This is a genomic window from Acinetobacter sp. ANC 5600, from assembly GCF_002018395.1.
GTDB classification, from domain to species: domain Bacteria; phylum Pseudomonadota; class Gammaproteobacteria; order Pseudomonadales; family Moraxellaceae; genus Acinetobacter; species Acinetobacter amyesii.
Genome location: NZ_MVKW01000004.1, coordinates 199373 through 215714 on the forward strand (window position 1 = coordinate 199373; position 16342 = coordinate 215714).

A 16342-nucleotide genomic window follows, 5' to 3' on the forward strand; every position below is an offset into this window, starting at 1 on the left:
CCTATTTTCATTAGTTCTCTTTTTGTGATGAGAAGTCTTAGGTAGATTTACTTAACAAAATTTAAATTCCCTTCTGGACAACATTTCAGCAGTACAATAAAAAATTCGATTTGTAATAAGAAAAAATAGTGTTTACACAAAATATACATAAAATATGCTTAAAGGTTACAGAGTGTAATTTTTAAATCGTGCTTGAATCTGCGACTTACGACAGAAGTACAAATTTTCATCTAGGACAGAGATGATTTGCTTTCATTAAGGACGAACCGCCTATGAGCCATTTAAACCCGACATTAGTCACCTTTATTTTTTATATTCTTGCAATGCTTGCCATTGGTTTGTATGCCTACAGAGCTACGCATAACTTTGACGAATACATTTTAGGTGGACGAAGTTTAGGAAGTGTTGTGACCGCACTTTCAGCAGGTGCATCCGACATGAGTGGTTGGCTACTCATGGGTCTCCCTGGTGCAATTTATCTATCTGGTCTTTCTGAAGCTTGGATTGCAATCGGCTTAATTATCGGTGCTTGGTTGAACTGGCTGATCGTTGCAGGTCGCTTGCGTGTTCATACCGAATATCAAAATAATGCCCTGACCCTGCCCGATTATTTCACAAGCCGTTTTGCAGACCGTAAAAAGATTTTACGTATCATTTCAGCTGTAGTGATTTTAGTTTTCTTTGCGATTTACTGTGCTTCTGGCATGGTGGCTGGCGCACGACTTTTCGAAAGTTTATTCGGTTGGAACTACACAACAGCACTGTGGATTGGTGCAATTGCAACCATCAGCTATGTCTGTATTGGTGGATTCTTAGCGATCAGTTGGACCGATACTTTCCAAGCGGGTCTGATGATCTTTGCACTACTGATCACACCGATCATCGCCTACCTTGCTTTAGGTGATAACAGTCAAAATCTTGCTGCTATTTTGGAAACAGCTCGCCCGCAAGCTTCTAATTTATTTGAAGGTTTAAGTACAGTTGCGATTTTATCCAGCATGGCATGGGGCTTAGGCTATTTTGGTCAGCCGCATATTTTGGTTCGCTTTATGGCAGCCGATTCTGTTAAATCCATTCCGAATGCACGACGCATTGGTATGACATGGATGATCCTGTGTCTAGGCGGTGCTGTAGCAGTGGGTTATATCGGCATTGCATACTTCCAAGTCCACCCAGAACTAGCAAGCGTCGTTAATGCTAACCCTGAAACGGTATTCATGGAATTGACTAAAATTCTATTCAATCCGTGGATTGCAGGGATTATTTTAGCCGCAATTTTAGCTGCGGTGATGAGCACACTTAGCTGTCAGTTATTGGTGTGTTCAACAACCTTGACGGAAGATTTGTACAAAGGGTTTATTCGTAAAAACGCATCGCAAAAAGAATTGGTTTGGATTGGACGTGCGATGGTTTTGGCAATTGCCGTATTTGCAATCACCTTTGCAATGAACCCTGCAAGTAAAGTTTTAGGCTTAGTGGCTTATGCATGGGCAGGTTTCGGTGCTGCATTTGGCCCACTGATTATTCTTTCATTGCTGTGGAAACGTATGACGCTTAACGGAGCAATCATTGGCATGATCGTAGGTGCTGTGACTGTCATCGTGTGGAAAAACTACTTAGGCCACCTTGGTTTATACGAAATCATTCCAGGCTTTATTTTCTCTGCGATCAGTATCGTTGTGGTGAGCTTATTGGGCAAAGCACCAGAGGCGGATGTGGTTGAACGCTTTGAAAAAGCCGAAGCGCAATATCAAAAAGAAATGTCTGAAATCTAAAATTTTTGACACTAAAAAAGGGGCTAAATGCCCCTTTTTAGTACTCAATTATTGATGATTAGCTACTTCGGCCGAGCCGCAGGTTTCAGTTTAATTTGCATACTTTCTTTAATTACTTCCATCACAGGATAACTACGCGTTTCCTTGATACCAGGTAATTGCCAAAGCACCTGCCCTGAAATTTTTCTAAATTCTTCCATATTTGCGCAGCGTATTTTCACCACAAAATCAAAACCACCGCTGATCATGTGACATTCTACGATTTCTGGAATTTGACGCACTGCATCCGAAAAATCTTCCAATACATTGGGTGTGGTTTTATCTAGTAAAATCTCCACAAAAACCACAAATCCATTGTTGAGTAAGACCGGATTTAAACGTGCTTCATAGCCTAAAATAAAGCCCTCTTTCGATAATTTTTGCACACGTGCCAACGCCGCAGTGGGTGATAAATTCACCATTTCCGCAAGCTTAATATTGGACAATTTTCCGTCTACTTGCAACAGCTCTAAAATTCGAATATCGATACGGTCTAAGCTCAAATATGGGCTAGTCATCTGAATTTTTCTCTAAATATTATTAAAACTATAGTGAGTTATTCGCTAAATATTCTGTGATGATAAATTAAATAAAGGATCAAGCTCAAGATTTATTTGCTCGTCATAGAACTTTGACACGGAAAATTGAAACATGAATGGAAAAGTATTTGAAGTCACGGGAAGCGATGACTACATCACTGAATTTAAAGACAAGAATAGCTTTGAACAATCGATTAATACAGCATGGCGTCGTGCTGAAACTGAGTGTATTGATAACTTATTAGCACACAGTGAAATCCCTTCCCCGATCAGCGATCAAATTCAACAATTGGCTTTTGACTTAGCCCACTCATTACGTGAACGTAAAAGCGGTACAGGTAAAGCAGGCATTGTGCAAGGCTTGCTACAAGAGTTTTCATTGTCTTCTCAGGAAGGCATCGCGCTCATGTGTTTAGCTGAAGCGCTACTCCGTATTCCAGACAAAGCAACACGTGATTTACTGATCAAAGATAAAATCAACCAAGGTAACTGGAAAGATCATGTTGGCCAAAGTAGCCTCATGTTCGTTAATGCTGCTGCTTGGGGATTAATGCTGACAGGCAAACTGATGGAAACCCCTCAACAAAAAAGTCTGTCTAGTCTATTGACGGGTATTTTAGCACGCAGTGGTCGTGGCATTATCCGTAAAGCTGTCGACGTGGCTATGCGTATGATGGGCGAACAGTTTGTTACAGGCGAAACCATCAATGAAGCGCTTAAACATGCAGAAATTTTAGAAGATAAAGGCTTCCGCTATTCATATGACATGTTGGGTGAAGCAGCATTAACTGAACCTGATGCAGAACGTTATTATCAAGACTATACCGATGCGATCCACGCGATTGGACAAGCTTCTGAAGGTAAGGATGTTTATAACGGTGCAGGTATTTCAATCAAATTATCTGCCCTACACCCACGCTACCAACGCTCACAGATCGACCGTGTACATAACGAACTTTATGGCAAAGTGCTTGAACTTGCTGTATTAGCCAAGCATTACAATATTGGTCTAAACATTGATGCTGAAGAAACTGACCGCCTTGAAATTTCTTTGGAACTACTTGAGCGCCTATGTTTTGAGCCTAAATTAGCGGACTGGAAAGGTATTGGATTTGTGATTCAAGCCTACCAAAAACGCTGTTTCTATGTGGTCGACCATATTATTGACCTCGCTAAGCGTAGCCAAAAACGTTTAATGATCCGCTTAGTGAAAGGTGCATACTGGGACAGCGAAATTAAGAAAGCGCAAATTGAAGGTATGAGTGACTATCCTGTATTTACGCGCAAAGTTCATACCGACCTATCTTATATTGCATGTGCTAAAAAACTCTTGGCAGCACCTGAGCAAATTTATCCTCAGTTTGCAACACACAATGCGCAAACTGTTGCTACGATCTACCAATTAGCACAGCCAGAGCTTTACTATCCAGGCCAGTATGAATTCCAGTGCCTGCACGGCATGGGTGAACCCCTCTATGAACAAGTGGTCGGTTCGAAGTCTGACAACAAACTGGGGGTGCCGTGTCGTATTTATGCACCAGTGGGTAACCATGAAACCTTATTGGCCTATTTGGTTCGACGTTTACTGGAAAATGGTGCGAATACCTCTTTCGTCAACCGTATTGCAGATAAAAACTTAAAAATTGAAGATTTAATTGAAAATCCAAGACAGACGATATTAGCGACGGCTGAAAAAGAAGGTATCATTGGCGCTAAGCATCCTTCTATCCCATTTCCGCAAGATTTGTATGGCACAGAACGTCGCAACTCAAAAGGACTCGATTTAGCCAATGATCGCGACTTATCTCAGCTCAACACCACGGCAGCACAGCATGCACATACCCAGTGGCATGCTAGTGCAATGGGTGCTAATTTAGAAGAAATTCATACTGCAAGTATCAACATTACAAACCCTGCAAACCGTAGTGATGTGGTTGGCAGTGTCAGTGAAGCCAGTTTAGAACAAGCGGAAATCGCTCTCAATAATGCGGTCAATGCCCAAGCTTCATGGAAAACTTTAGCCAAAGACCAGCGTGCAGCATGCTTAAACCGTGCGGCAGATTTAATGGAAGCACAATTGCAATCTCTGATGGTGTTATTGTCACGTGAAAGCGGTAAAACTTATGCCAATGCTATTGCTGAAGTCCGTGAAGCTGTAGATTTTCTACGTTATTATGCGGCTCAAATGATTGATCTAGCTGAAAATACGCAAATTGAACCCCTTGGTACTGTGCTGTGCATTAGCCCGTGGAACTTCCCGTTGGCTATTTTCACAGGTCAAATTGCGGCGGCCTTGGTTGCAGGTAATACCGTGATTGCCAAGCCTGCTGAACAAACACCGCTAATTGCTGCTCAAGCTGTACATATTTTATGGGAAGCAGGTGTTCCGTTTGATGTATTGCAACTCCTTCCTGGCCGTGGCGAAACCATTGGTGCCAAACTCAGCGCGGACTCACGTGTCCAAGGCATCATGTTTACAGGTTCAACGGAAGTCGCACGTATCTTGCAAAAAACCGTGGCACAGCGCTTAAACCAATTTGGCGAGAGCGTGGTATTGATTGCTGAAACTGGTGGTCAAAATGCCATGATTGTTGACTCATCAGCATTGACAGAACAAGTGGTATTGGATGTCGTTAACTCTGCCTATGACAGTGCAGGTCAACGCTGTTCTGCCCTACGTATTCTCTGTGTACAAGAAGATAATGTGGACGTTGTCCGTACCATGTTACAAGGTGCGATGAAGCAACTTCGTGTCGGAAATCCTGCACTTTTAGCAACTGACATTGGCCCAGTGATCGACCTTGAAGCACAGCAAAATATTGAAAAACATATTGAGAAGATGCGTAGCAAAGGCTATCCAGTACATCAAATCATGTTTAATGCTGATAGCAATGCCTTAAGTACGGGAACTTTCGTTGCACCAACTTTGATTGAACTGCCAAATTTAAATGATTTAGAACGCGAAGTTTTTGGGCCAGTATTGCATTTAATTACCTACAAATATGGTGAGATTGAAAACCTATTAACACAAATTAATGCCAAAGGTTATGGTTTAACCATGGGCTTGCATACACGTATTGATGACACGATTCAAAAAGTCATCGGTCATGCAGAAGTCGGCAACTTGTACATTAACCGTAATATTGTAGGTGCAGTGGTCGGTGTACAACCTTTTGGCGGCGAAGGCTTATCAGGTACTGGTCCAAAAGCGGGCGGTCCTTTATATCTTTACCGTTTAATGCATCAAGTTTCTGAGAAAAAATTGGCTACACCTTATGCGGCTCAGGCAGAAACACAAGCTGCACACTTCCCTGCATATGAAGCTTTTAACACTTGGGCGAAGCAACATTTTGCAGGCATTGCTATTCAAACACCGCAGGCCATAGCTGCAGGACAAAGTTTTGAACTGCAAGGCCCAACTGGTGAAAACAACCAATATGCCATTTTGGCACGTAAAGGTGTGCTTTCATTGGCTAATAATGATGCAGATCAACTGAATCAAATTGCTGCGATTTTATCGGTGGGTAGTGAACTCGTCGTACTTGCAGACAATACTTTTGTGTTGAAACACTTAAATAGCATGCCGAAAATCCTCGTGGACCAATTTAAAGTGATCACGGATCTTTATCATGGTAATTTTGATGCGGTTTTACATCATGGTGAAAAAGCTGAGTTATTAAAAATTCAACAAGTCATCGCGTCTCGTGAAGGTGCAATTATTGGCATTACACATTTAGCTTCAGGCCAATATGACATCCCTGTAGAACGTTTCGTGATTGAACGGGCAATCAGTGTCAATACAGCGGCAGCCGGTGGTAATGCCAGCTTAATGACAATGAATTAAACACTGAATTGAACTCCAACTAATCAGTTCCTCACTTAGCTCAATCTTTATGAATGTTCCATAAAGATTGAGCGTTTTTTTAACTACCCCTAGATAAATATTCTGTTTAGCGCATTCAGACTCATCCTCTCGACAGATAAATACAGCCAAAAGTGGAATTAATTTAGTCTTATAAGGTGAATTTTGCTAACATGACTTTTTTTAATATGTTTGCGATTTTTTACTGCATATGACTTCAACTTATCAGCAACAACTTGATGCCAAAGTTGCCCGCATTACGGCTCAATTTTCAGAATACAACCCTCCCTCTTTAGAAGTTTTTCCTTCTGCTGAACAAAACTTTCGTATGCGAGCGGAATTCCGAATTTGGCATACTGAAAATGATATGTTCTATGCAATGTTTGAACGCAATGCAGACAATGAAAAACAAGTTGTCGAAATTAAAGATTTCCCGATTGCAGATAAAAGCATTAATGATTTAATGCCCGTATTATTAAATGAACTCAAGGCACAAGAGATCTTATCTAGCCGATTATTTGAGGTTCATTTCTTAGCAACGCTGAAAGGTGAAATGCTGGTTTCATTGGTTTACCGCTGCCCGCTCAATGCTGAATGGGAAGTTGCTGCCAAAGCGCTGTCTGAAAAGCTCAATATCAAGATTTATGGTCGTAGTCGTGGTCAGCGCGTGATTTTAACTGATGACTATGTGGTTGAAGAACTCCAAGTATTTGACCGTAAATATCAGTATAAACAAATTGAAAGTAGCTTCACACAGCCAAATGCCGGCGTATGTCAAAAAATGCTGGAATGGGCGTGTCAGGTTGCGGATCACTCAGACAAAGACTTACTTGAGCTCTACTGTGGTAATGGTAATTTCACACTGCCTCTTTCAACACGCTTTAATCGCGTTTTGGCAACCGAATTAGCCAAGTCTTCAGTTTATGCCGCGCAGTGGAATATTGAGCAAAATGGTATTGATAATATCCAAGTGGCTCGTCTTTCAGCTGAAGAGTTTACCCAAGCCTACAATGCTGAACGTACATTCCGCCGCCTTGAAGAAGCTGAGATTGAAATTTCAAGCTATAACTTCGATACGGTATTTGTCGATCCACCGCGTGCAGGTATCGATGATGAAACACTAAAACTGTTGCAACGTTTTGAACGCATTATCTATATTTCATGCAACCCAGATACTTTACATGACAATCTTAAACTGCTTTCACAAACGCATAAAATCAGTAAATTTGCCTTGTTTGATCAATTCCCTTATACACACCATGTAGAGTCTGGTGTGTTTCTTGAGAAGATTTAAACAAATTATTTCAAGTCATGTTGTTGTCATAAAAGGAGCTTTCTAAAAGCTCCTTTTTTATATGCTAAAAAAGCTTTATTTTCTCGCCACATGCAGTGCAATGGATACCTTTTTATATCAATTAGGCAAAGATTCTAAAAGTCCAATCGAAAAAATGATCATTCAACTGGCTAAAATATCACTTTAGTAGTCTTGCTTTATTTATTGGATTGGTTATATTTCGTCCTATGTTAGGTCGCAAATGAAGGCTCTATGAGTTTTTGGCATAAGTTGTTCGCTACAGAACAGCAAAACGGGCATAAGAATCAAATTGCCTGTGTTGAAAATGATTGCTCTTGTAAAACCAATGAACAGCTTATTGCTGCTCTTACAAAGGCAACGGATGAAGATGTTATCCTCGGTATCAAAAAAGTACTCGCTTCGCGCGGTTATAGCCGTAAGGAATTAAATGAAATCCAGCATCTACCTCTACAGTAGAGTCTGAACATTCAATGTTCAAACAAGGCATTCTGTTTTACAGAGTGCCTTTTTCATTTTTTAGTCTAATCAAAAGTATGCCGCTTATTTACAGATCAGGTTTTGTGGATTGGCCACATCGCTATTTACAGCTTTTATGCTATGCTCCAAGGCAACTCAGTGATGTCTAATTTTTAAACACACGACAATAAAACCTAATATTGCATCAAATAAAAAGCAGATAACCACTAAACTGGATTGATATAAAAACTAAAGGAATGAACATGAATAAATTAACAATTTGCCTAATCGCCTGCTGCATACTTAGTCTAAGTGCTTGTAGCCAAATTCCCAAAGAATGCGAAGAATCTTGGGACAAACTCGAAGCCTTATCGAAACAAATGGGCTTAAACGAAGAGCAAATCAAAGAACAGAAAAAACAGTTTGAAGACAGTATTAAAAAACAATCTAAAGAACAAGCCATTCAAATGTGCCAAACCCAAAGTACCTTTTTAGGTTTAGTTGGCAAATAAACAGTAGTTGCTATCAATCTAAAGACTGTATACATGAAGCCTGACCATTCGGGCTTTTATTGTTTGCATTGAGATGCTGTTGTATACGCTACAATTGGCCCTAAAGGTTTCAAACTTGAATCATGTCTATTCAACGCTTGGATATCTGCACTAGACACAGATCCATCTAAATACAAGGCATTGTTAATCGATAATTGCTGCTTAAAATATTGTGCAAATGCATAAAATGACACGCCTTCACGACTGATCACAAAATACAACTTGCCGTTTTTGATCCCCACACCATTGCGGATTTTCAATGAATCTGACTGTGGGATAAAGTTTGAATTGATTTTTCCATCTACCACCAGCATCGGGCCTGACTGCGTCGCATAACGTGCATTAAAATTTGTGGAAGCATATTTTTGTGTAGTTAATATCACCGCTTGCTTGTCATTCCATGCTAGAACACCATTCGGCTGAATTAAAAAATTACCAAAGCCTCGTGTTGCACGATTCAAGGCTTTTTTCTGCAGCCCATTTTCAACGTAAAGACCAACAGGCGCTAAATCTGCATGATACATCCCTGCATTCATTGCGAAGTTCATCGTATTACATTTACGCGCTAATGCCTGCTTTAAACGCTGTAAGTCTCGATATGGCTGCTGCTCTGCATCATATAAATAGAGCTTTAGTTGACTCAGATCCGAAATTTCAACCACATCCACGGCAATGGGCTGACTGACACGTTTCGCTTGAATCTTGGCATAGGAAATAGTCGGTGAGAAAATCAGACCAAGCAGCATCATAAAGCGCATTTTTTTAAACATTGAGGTTGATTGAAGACCAAGCATGACCCTATCCATAGTGCACGTTAAAAATCGAACAAATTTTAGCTAAATCATCGCTAAAATAGTCGATTAATTCACAGATTAAAAGTAGACTAATCTTTAAAAATAATTCGGATTTAAAGTAGGACTGGTAAATTCATGCACGTGCAGAAAGATGGTTTTCCTCTTGGAACACATCTGATTGTTAAACACTTCGGTTATAGCCATCATGGCATATATGCCGGCCGCGGTAGAGTCATTCACTACTCGGGTTTTGCACACCTTTTCAAAAAACATCCAATTGAAATGACTTCGATCGAAAAATTCAGCCACGGCAAAAAAATTATCGTTCAGTCATATAGCAATCCAAAATTTAAAGGTCGTAAAGTGGTGCGTCGTATGCGCTCTCGCATGCATGAAAACAACTATCATCTGATTATTAATAACTGTGAACACTTATGCACATGGGCTATTACCGGCGTTGAAAGTAGTCCTCAAGTGTTCCGTATGATGAACCGACTCACCACGATTGGCTATGTCAGTTCTCTGATGAGTTTTATGAGCAGTATGATGCTGACCGTGACCACCACTTGCTTTGCACTGGTGTTCTATATCAAAAAGAAACTGCGCGAAAAAGCCAAAATGCAAATGCCGGTTTATACCTATTTAAAGCGTGAAGAACATAAAAATCGTTAATTCACTGCAGCAGCATTGAACCGTGGCTTTATCAAATTTCAATACATCAGCACATTGCTTAGAAATACTGCGCTAATACACAAGCTTTTCCTTACGGCGTATCAGATGTCATGCTTAATTTTGGTCACTCTTCACATTACTAAAAGTTCGCATTGCTAAAAGGTGGAAATTTATCTTCAACCAAATTGCTTTGCAGGCCATGTTCTAAATAAATTTTGGCTGCATCCAAAACCGTTGTAAAACCCCCTGTACTATCAATAATAAAATCAATCAATGCCTGACCTTGCAGAGGAATCTTTGAATTTTTGATGCGGACATAGGTTTCCATCGGGCTAATTTGCTCAAAAATAAAATCGACCTGAGTTTTTGGTTCTCCCCACTGTATTTGAATTAATTGGTTTTCCTTAATATTCAGTACGTCTACATTGGCGACTGCATTATATTTTTGCCAAGTCCATTGCACGGTTTTACCTTCTTCTAAATAGCCACTCGATGCACTAAACCAAAAATGCTGTGTAATTAAAGGATCAACAAAAGCATTAAATACGATATTGATGGACTTACGAATTAACATCTGGGTTTCAATCACGACACTCATCAGCATTCCTTCATATTTTAATTTTATTCAGTGATAGCACAGAGAACTGATCATTGCCTACCACTGAATTGTTATTGCCCTATTCTGCTGTATGTTCTGAAATAAAGGCTGATGTCACTAGCGTGGGATTCTTCTCTGTAAATTGCCCATTCCAATAGGGATAATATGGATAAGGTGGATACACTGCACTGACTGCGTCTAATCGGGCTAACTGCTCTACGCTTAATGACCATTCCTTCGCCGCAAGGTTATCCAACAGTTGCTGTTCATTGCGTGCGCCTATCAAAATACTAGACACAGTCGGTCTGGTTTTCAGCCAATTCAATGCAATCTGCGGGATAGAGTGCCCTGTTTCCATGGCAATTTCTTGCATTACATCTAACACTGCAAATAACTTTTCATGTCGAACTGGCGGTGCGAATTGTGCTGTTTCATGCAGCCGACTTTGCTTTGGAATCGCATGCTCACGATCAAATTTTCCTGTTAATCTCCCCCAGCCTAGCGGACTCCAAACCACTGCACCAATCTGTTGATCATGCTGCGCAGGCATCAACTCCCATTCATAGTCACGTCCAATCAAAGAATAATAGACTTGATGCACACTTAGCTTTTCATAGCCATGCTGTTGGGCAATCGACTGTGCTTTCATAAGCTGCCAGCCTGAAAAATTCGATGCACCGATATAGCGAACTTTTCCACTACCTACCAAGTCATCTAAACTGCGCATCAGCTGCTCAAGTGGCGTCGTGCTATCAAACTGATGCAGCTGCAGCACATCAATATAATCTGTGCCTAACCGTTTTAAACTCGCCTCCACGGCTTGTATTAAATAGTTTCTAGAATATCCACCTTGATTGATTCCATCATTCAATCGAATACCCACTTTGCTGGAAATAATCACCTCTTGGCGTTTTGATTGAAGTAATGCACCGAGCATCTGCTCAGAGGCACCATTAGAATAAGCATCTGCGGTATCGAAATAATTCACGCCTTGATCAATACACAGATCAATCATGCGCTGAGCTTCATTTAAGCTCGCTTGCCCCCATGCAGAGAAAATTGGGCCTTGCCCGCCAAATGTACCTGCACCAAAGCCGAACTCTGAAACTTGTAAGCCAGATTGCCCTAGATTGTGATAGTTCATAGATATTTCCTGTGTTTGATTTATACACAGAATAGGCACAGATATTTATCAGAAAAACCCTGAATATCAAGAAAGACTTTCTTGATTATATTGATAATGCTAACTGAAGATTTCGAGTTATTCACACGAATGGCGACACTGGGTTCAATCAGTCAAGCCGCTAAAGAGGCCAATCTCTCTGTTTCTGTCGCTAGTAGCCGTCTACACAGACTCGAACAAAGTTTAGGGCTGCGCTTATTTCATCGCACTACACGGCAGCTACATTTAACACAGGAAGGTGCTGTTTTATTGCAGCAAGGTTTTCCCTTATTCGAACAATTTAATTCTCTCCTGAGCCAATTTCAGCCTGAACCACAACAACTCAGCGGCGTATTAAAAATCACATGTTCAGAAGTTTTTGGAAATCGTATTTTAGGGCCAGTATTTGCAGCCTTTGCCAAGTTGCATCCAACATTGACTTTGGATATTGAACAGACCGATCAAAATTTAGATTTGGTCTCCGCAGGTTTAGATGTTGCGATACGTATTGGACAGTTAGAAGACTCATCACTGATTGCTAAACCGCTCAGCTTAAACCGTCGTATTTTGTGTGCCTCGCCTAGCTATATCGAACAACATGGCGAACCTCACTCCCTAGAAGAGCTCTCTATACACCAATGCATTTTACAGAAATACCCTAAGGGTGTTTCGCAGCTTTGGACATTCGTCCAAGATCAACACAACATAAATATACCTGTTTCAGGACAAGTTCATATCAACTCAGGTGAAGGCGTACGCCAAGCAGCACTTGCAGGTTTAGGCATCTCAAACCACTCCATCTGGCATGTGGAGGACGATCTACTCTCTGGCCGACTTATCCAAGTTCTACCCAAGATCCCTGTTCAAAGTACTGCAATCTATGTGGTAATTCCGCATCGACATTTTGTTCCGCCTAAAGTACAGGCTTTTATGCGACACTTGGACGATTATTTTCAGCATCAATATGCTTGGTACGTATCGCCGAATTTATCTGAAAATTAGGCCAAAAATTTATCTTAAATTACTGTTAAAAGTCTTAATCAGCGGCGGAAGTTCAACTTCTAAGCTGCTATACATTTCACGCTCAATGTTTCGTACAATCGAGTCCAGCGGTAAATCATTTTCCTGCAAGCCAAAAGGCTCTTCCAGTTCTGCACTTAACGCATCCAAACCTAAAAATAAATATGCAATCAAAGCCACAATGACAGTTGTCCATATCCCTAAACTGGCCTCTAGGCTAAATGGCAAAATCAGACAAAATGAATACACTGCGCGATGCAAAAGCACCGAATAGGAAAATGGTAATGGCGTGGTCATGATACGGTCACAGCCTGCATGGATATCACCCATCGCTACAGTATGACGTGTGAGCGTGCTGTAAATAATGTCTGTAATCTGACCTTGTTTATAGGTTTTGACTAAATCTTTTTGAATAATTTCAAGTAAATACTGTGGTGCATTGATATTGTCTCGGCATTGCTGCCATTGCTGATCCATCAAAGCTACGCCGTCTTTAAAATGTGCAATATCTTGTGATTCATGGCGTAAGCGATCACGTAACAAATTGCAAAACAGCATGATGCGGTACATCAACACGGTTCTTTGCTCATCTTCAAGGACATGGCTATCACGAATCATGTGGCGTGTATTGGCAATCAATGAGCCCCAAAGCTTGCGCCCTTCCCACCAACGGTCATAACAGGCAGTATTTCGAAAGCTCAAAAAAATCGACAGAATCACCCCAAAGATGGTAAATCCGATGGCTGGAACTTCAGGCGTATTCAGGTAGTGTGCAGCGCTTAGATACACCAAAATCGCCGACAAACTCACGACGACAGCCAACGCAGGCATGACTTTTGGGAGTATCGTGCCATGCCATGCAAATAAAAGTTTAAAGCTATTATTTTTATTTCGAATGATCACTTATTTCCCCTCTGTACTGCCTTAATGAACCATCTCAAGCATGAAAAAAGCCCAACCGAAGTTGAGCTTAATCTTAACCTACTTGATCTTAACCTATTGGGGATTCAAAGATGAATCCCTTTAAAAACTAAGATTTTATTTACCCGGTTTAAAACTGTCTTTCAAATCTAAGATGCGGTTAAACACTGGTTTTTCAGCTGTATGATCAAACTGATCTGCAACAAAGTAACCTTCACGTTCAAATTGGAAACGATCTTCAGGTTTTGCTTCTGCCAATGCAGGCTCAATGACCGCTTGAACCACTTTAAGTGATTCTGGATTTAAGTTTGCAAGGAAGTCATCACCCACTTCAGGGTCTGATTCAGTGAATAAACGGTCGTAGATACGAACTTCCGCAGCAATACCCTTGCTTGCAGAAACCCAATGTACAACACCTTTCACTTTACGGCCTTCAGGGTTTTTACCTAAAGTTTCAGGGTCGATTGAACATTTCAATTCAACCACTTCACCGTTCTCATCTTTAATCACTTCATCACACTTAATGACATACGCATGACGTAAACGCACTTCACCGCCCGGAATCAGACGTTTAAAGCCTTTAGGCGCAACTTCTTCAAAGTCTTTACGATCAATGTAAATGTCTTGAGTCAACGGAATGATACGGTCACCCATGTCTACATTTGGATGACGTGCATGCACTAAATCCATTGCTTCAGGCAAGTTAGTTAAAGTCACTTTGAGTGGATTCAACACTGCCATACCACGCGAAGCAGTATTTTCTAGAGACTGGCGGATGCAGTATTCAAGCATTGCAACATCAACAATACTACCATCGACTTTAGTTACGCCAACACGTTTACAGAAGTCACGCAGACCTTCTGGGGTAAAGCCGCGACGGCGCATACCCACAACGGTAGGCATACGCGGGTCATCCCAACCATTCACAAATCCACCTTCAACCAATTTACGTAATTTACGTTTAGAGGTAATGGTGTAATCTACATTTAGGCGGCTTGATTCATACTGATGTGGTACAGATGGTGATTTAACTTTCTCGACAACCCAGTCGTAAAATGGACGGTGATCAACAAACTCTAGTGTACACAGTGAATGCGTAACCCCTTCAATGGCATCTGATAATGGATGCGCATAATCGTACATTGGGTACATTTTCCATTTATCACCAGTTTGGTGATGTTCAGAATGCAAAATACGATACAAAATAGGATCACGCATATGAATGTTAGGTGAAGTCATGTCAATTTTGGCACGTAGTACTGCCTGACCTTCTCCCAACTCACCATTACGCATTTGTTCAAAACGCGCTAAGTTTTCTTCTACGCTAGCATCACGTTGCGGCGAGTTTTTACCCGGCTCCACAAAATTACCGCGGTTTAGTTTGATTTCTTCAGGGCTCTGCAAATCCACATAAGCATCACCTTGTTCAATCAATTGCACTGCCCAAGTGTAAAGCTGATCAAAATAGCTTGATGCATAACGTGGCTCGCCGTTCCACTCAAAACCTAGCCATTTCACGTCATTGGCAATACCGTCTACATACTCTTGCTCTTCGGCATCCGGGTTTGTATCGTCAAAACGGAGGTTACATAGACCTGCGAATTCTTGAGCAATACCAAAGTTTAGACAAATAGCTTTTACATGACCAATATGTAGGTAGCCATTTGGCTCTGGTGGGAAACGTGTTACAACTTGTTCGGTACGACCTGCAGATAAATCATCTGTAATGACTTGACGTACAAAATCTAAGCCTGGCTGTTGTTCCTGCTGCGCAGCTTCGACAGGGGCATTGTTCTTGGTTGTCGGATTGTTAGGCAGGGATGAAACAACATCGTTTGGCTTCATGGTAATAAAATCACTTCTATAAAGATAAAATTAGGATAATTAAAACGCTTTTCTTTATTTTTAACAAAGAAAGTAACGTTTTTACTTGCCTTGTAGTTTACAGTTTGCTTATGCTTCTCACAACCAAAAAACCCATGGCTTTCATGTCCATGTACAGGAGATTACACAATGAGTTTTCCTCAAGTCGAATTAAACACCAATAAAGGTCGTATTGTTCTTGAGCTTAACACTGAAAAAGCACCTAAAACTGCTGAAAACTTCTTACAGTATGTTCGCGATGGTTTCTATGACGGCGTGATTTTCCACCGTGTTATTGATGGTTTCATGATCCAAGGCGGCGGCATGGATGAAAACTTCAAAGAAAAAACAACTCGTGATTCTATTGAAAACGAAGCTGACAACGGTTTAAGCAATGATGTTGGTACGATCGCTATGGCACGTACTCAAGCACCTCACTCTGCTTCAGCTCAATTCTTCATTAACGTGAAAAACAACTCCTTCCTTAACCACACTGGTAAAACAGCGCAAGGTTGGGGCTATGCAGTATTTGGTAAAGTAGTTGAAGGTCTTGACGTTGTTGACGCAATCAAAAGCGTTCGTACTGGTAACCGTGGCTACCACGCAGACGTTCCTCTAGAGAACGTTGTAATCGAATCAGCTAAAATCATTTCTGAGTAATTTTTAAATCCTCCCTGAGTAGCATTGCTGCGCAAGTCCCTTTAATAACGGAGGGAGTTTCAATATGAAATAAATGTCGGAACTCCTCCCTTTTCTAAAGGGAGGCTGGGAGGGA

Annotated in this window: 14 protein-coding genes; 8 read left to right on the plus strand and 6 right to left on the minus strand. The window is 41.0% G+C overall.

All coding sequences use genetic code 11. From position 1 onward, the window contains the following. The first annotated feature begins 272 nt into the window (after nucleotides 1-272). Complete coding sequence (gene putP / locus B1201_RS10560; protein WP_078193488.1) at nucleotides 273-1775, plus strand: sodium/proline symporter PutP; 1503 nt, start codon at nucleotides 273-275, stop codon at nucleotides 1773-1775. A gap of 62 nt (nucleotides 1776-1837) precedes the next feature. Here putP and B1201_RS10565 read toward each other — a convergent pair whose 3' ends face one another. After that, nucleotides 1838-2332 carry an Lrp/AsnC ligand binding domain-containing protein gene (locus B1201_RS10565; RefSeq protein WP_078193489.1) on the minus strand — a complete coding sequence of 165 codons (495 nt, stop codon included), beginning with the start codon at nucleotides 2330-2332 and terminating at the stop codon, nucleotides 1838-1840. Nucleotides 2333-2465: 133 nt separating this feature from the next. Between B1201_RS10565 and putA the strand changes: the two genes are divergently transcribed. The 4 genes from putA to B1201_RS10585 all read left to right on the plus strand — a co-directional run bounded on the left by putA (nucleotide 2466) and on the right by B1201_RS10585 (nucleotide 8498). Continuing rightward, nucleotides 2466-6197: a trifunctional transcriptional regulator/proline dehydrogenase/L-glutamate gamma-semialdehyde dehydrogenase gene (gene putA / locus B1201_RS10570; protein ID WP_078193490.1), complete on the plus strand. Its 3732-nt coding sequence runs from the start codon at nucleotides 2466-2468 to the stop codon at nucleotides 6195-6197. 229 nt (nucleotides 6198-6426) lie between these two features. Further along, nucleotides 6427-7509, plus strand: coding sequence for a tRNA (uridine(54)-C5)-methyltransferase TrmA (gene trmA, locus B1201_RS10575; protein WP_078193491.1), 1083 nt, complete (start codon nucleotides 6427-6429; stop codon nucleotides 7507-7509). A gap of 252 nt (nucleotides 7510-7761) precedes the next feature. After that, nucleotides 7762-7986: a hypothetical protein gene (locus B1201_RS10580; protein ID WP_078193492.1), complete on the plus strand. Its 225-nt coding sequence runs from the start codon at nucleotides 7762-7764 to the stop codon at nucleotides 7984-7986. 263 nt (nucleotides 7987-8249) lie between these two features. After that, nucleotides 8250-8498, plus strand: a complete 249-nt coding sequence (locus tag B1201_RS10585; RefSeq protein WP_078193493.1) for a hypothetical protein — start codon at nucleotides 8250-8252, stop codon at nucleotides 8496-8498. A 56-nt stretch (nucleotides 8499-8554) separates the two neighbouring features. Here the strand turns inward: B1201_RS10585 and B1201_RS10590 are convergent, their stop codons facing one another. Then, nucleotides 8555-9331, minus strand: coding sequence for a phosphodiester glycosidase family protein (locus tag B1201_RS10590; protein WP_228144778.1), 777 nt, complete (start codon nucleotides 9329-9331; stop codon nucleotides 8555-8557). 135 nt (nucleotides 9332-9466) lie between these two features. On the opposite strand from B1201_RS10590, the gene B1201_RS10595 reads away from it, so the two are divergent. Further along, nucleotides 9467-10003, plus strand: a complete 537-nt coding sequence (locus B1201_RS10595; RefSeq protein WP_078193494.1) for a lecithin retinol acyltransferase family protein — start codon at nucleotides 9467-9469, stop codon at nucleotides 10001-10003. A 139-nt stretch (nucleotides 10004-10142) separates the two neighbouring features. Here B1201_RS10595 and B1201_RS10600 read toward each other — a convergent pair whose 3' ends face one another. After that, nucleotides 10143-10601: an SRPBCC domain-containing protein gene (locus tag B1201_RS10600; protein WP_078193495.1), complete on the minus strand. Its 459-nt coding sequence runs from the start codon at nucleotides 10599-10601 to the stop codon at nucleotides 10143-10145. 79 nt (nucleotides 10602-10680) lie between these two features. Next, nucleotides 10681-11745 (minus strand): aldo/keto reductase, encoded by a 1065-nt coding sequence (locus B1201_RS10605; protein ID WP_078193496.1) that lies wholly within the window; start codon nucleotides 11743-11745, stop codon nucleotides 10681-10683. 96 nt (nucleotides 11746-11841) lie between these two features. On the opposite strand from B1201_RS10605, the gene B1201_RS10610 reads away from it, so the two are divergent. Continuing rightward, nucleotides 11842-12765, plus strand: a complete 924-nt coding sequence (locus B1201_RS10610) for a LysR family transcriptional regulator (protein WP_078193497.1) — start codon at nucleotides 11842-11844, stop codon at nucleotides 12763-12765. A 9-nt stretch (nucleotides 12766-12774) separates the two neighbouring features. Here the strand turns inward: B1201_RS10610 and B1201_RS10615 are convergent, their stop codons facing one another. Both B1201_RS10615 and B1201_RS10620 read right to left on the minus strand, forming a co-directional pair. Next, nucleotides 12775-13686, minus strand: a complete 912-nt coding sequence (locus B1201_RS10615) for a bestrophin family protein (RefSeq protein WP_078193498.1) — start codon at nucleotides 13684-13686, stop codon at nucleotides 12775-12777. A gap of 135 nt (nucleotides 13687-13821) precedes the next feature. Continuing rightward, the gene (locus B1201_RS10620) at nucleotides 13822-15549 is read right to left on the minus strand and encodes a glutamine--tRNA ligase/YqeY domain fusion protein (RefSeq protein WP_078193499.1); all 1728 of its coding nucleotides are present in this window, start codon (nucleotides 15547-15549) and stop codon (nucleotides 13822-13824) included. Between the two features lie 168 nt (nucleotides 15550-15717). Between B1201_RS10620 and B1201_RS10625 the strand changes: the two genes are divergently transcribed. Next, the gene (locus B1201_RS10625; RefSeq protein ID WP_078193500.1) at nucleotides 15718-16227 is read left to right on the plus strand and encodes a peptidylprolyl isomerase; all 510 of its coding nucleotides are present in this window, start codon (nucleotides 15718-15720) and stop codon (nucleotides 16225-16227) included. Nucleotides 16228-16342 lie beyond the last annotated feature (115 nt).

Excerpts from the sequence above, each read along its gene's own strand:
- B1201_RS10585 (WP_078193493.1), top strand. The coding sequence starts at position 8,250 with ATGAATAAATTAACAATTTGCCTAATCGCCTGCTGCATACTTAGTCTA.
- B1201_RS10610 (WP_078193497.1), top strand. The coding sequence starts at position 11,842 with ATGCTAACTGAAGATTTCGAGTTATTCACACGAATGGCGACACTGGGT.
- putA (WP_078193490.1), top strand. The coding sequence starts at position 2,466 with ATGAATGGAAAAGTATTTGAAGTCACGGGAAGCGATGACTACATCACT.
- B1201_RS10605 (WP_078193496.1), bottom strand. The coding sequence starts at position 11,745 with ATGAACTATCACAATCTAGGGCAATCTGGCTTACAAGTTTCAGAGTTC.
- B1201_RS10600 (WP_078193495.1), bottom strand. The coding sequence starts at position 10,601 with ATGAGTGTCGTGATTGAAACCCAGATGTTAATTCGTAAGTCCATCAAT.
- trmA (WP_078193491.1), top strand. The coding sequence starts at position 6,427 with ATGACTTCAACTTATCAGCAACAACTTGATGCCAAAGTTGCCCGCATT.
- putP (WP_078193488.1), top strand. The coding sequence starts at position 273 with ATGAGCCATTTAAACCCGACATTAGTCACCTTTATTTTTTATATTCTT.
- B1201_RS10565 (WP_078193489.1), bottom strand. The coding sequence starts at position 2,332 with ATGACTAGCCCATATTTGAGCTTAGACCGTATCGATATTCGAATTTTA.
- B1201_RS10590 (WP_228144778.1), bottom strand. The coding sequence starts at position 9,331 with ATGCTTGGTCTTCAATCAACCTCAATGTTTAAAAAAATGCGCTTTATG.
- B1201_RS10620 (WP_078193499.1), bottom strand. The coding sequence starts at position 15,549 with ATGAAGCCAAACGATGTTGTTTCATCCCTGCCTAACAATCCGACAACC.
- B1201_RS10580 (WP_078193492.1), top strand. The coding sequence starts at position 7,762 with ATGAGTTTTTGGCATAAGTTGTTCGCTACAGAACAGCAAAACGGGCAT.
- B1201_RS10595 (WP_078193494.1), top strand. The coding sequence starts at position 9,467 with ATGCACGTGCAGAAAGATGGTTTTCCTCTTGGAACACATCTGATTGTT.
- B1201_RS10625 (WP_078193500.1), top strand. The coding sequence starts at position 15,718 with ATGAGTTTTCCTCAAGTCGAATTAAACACCAATAAAGGTCGTATTGTT.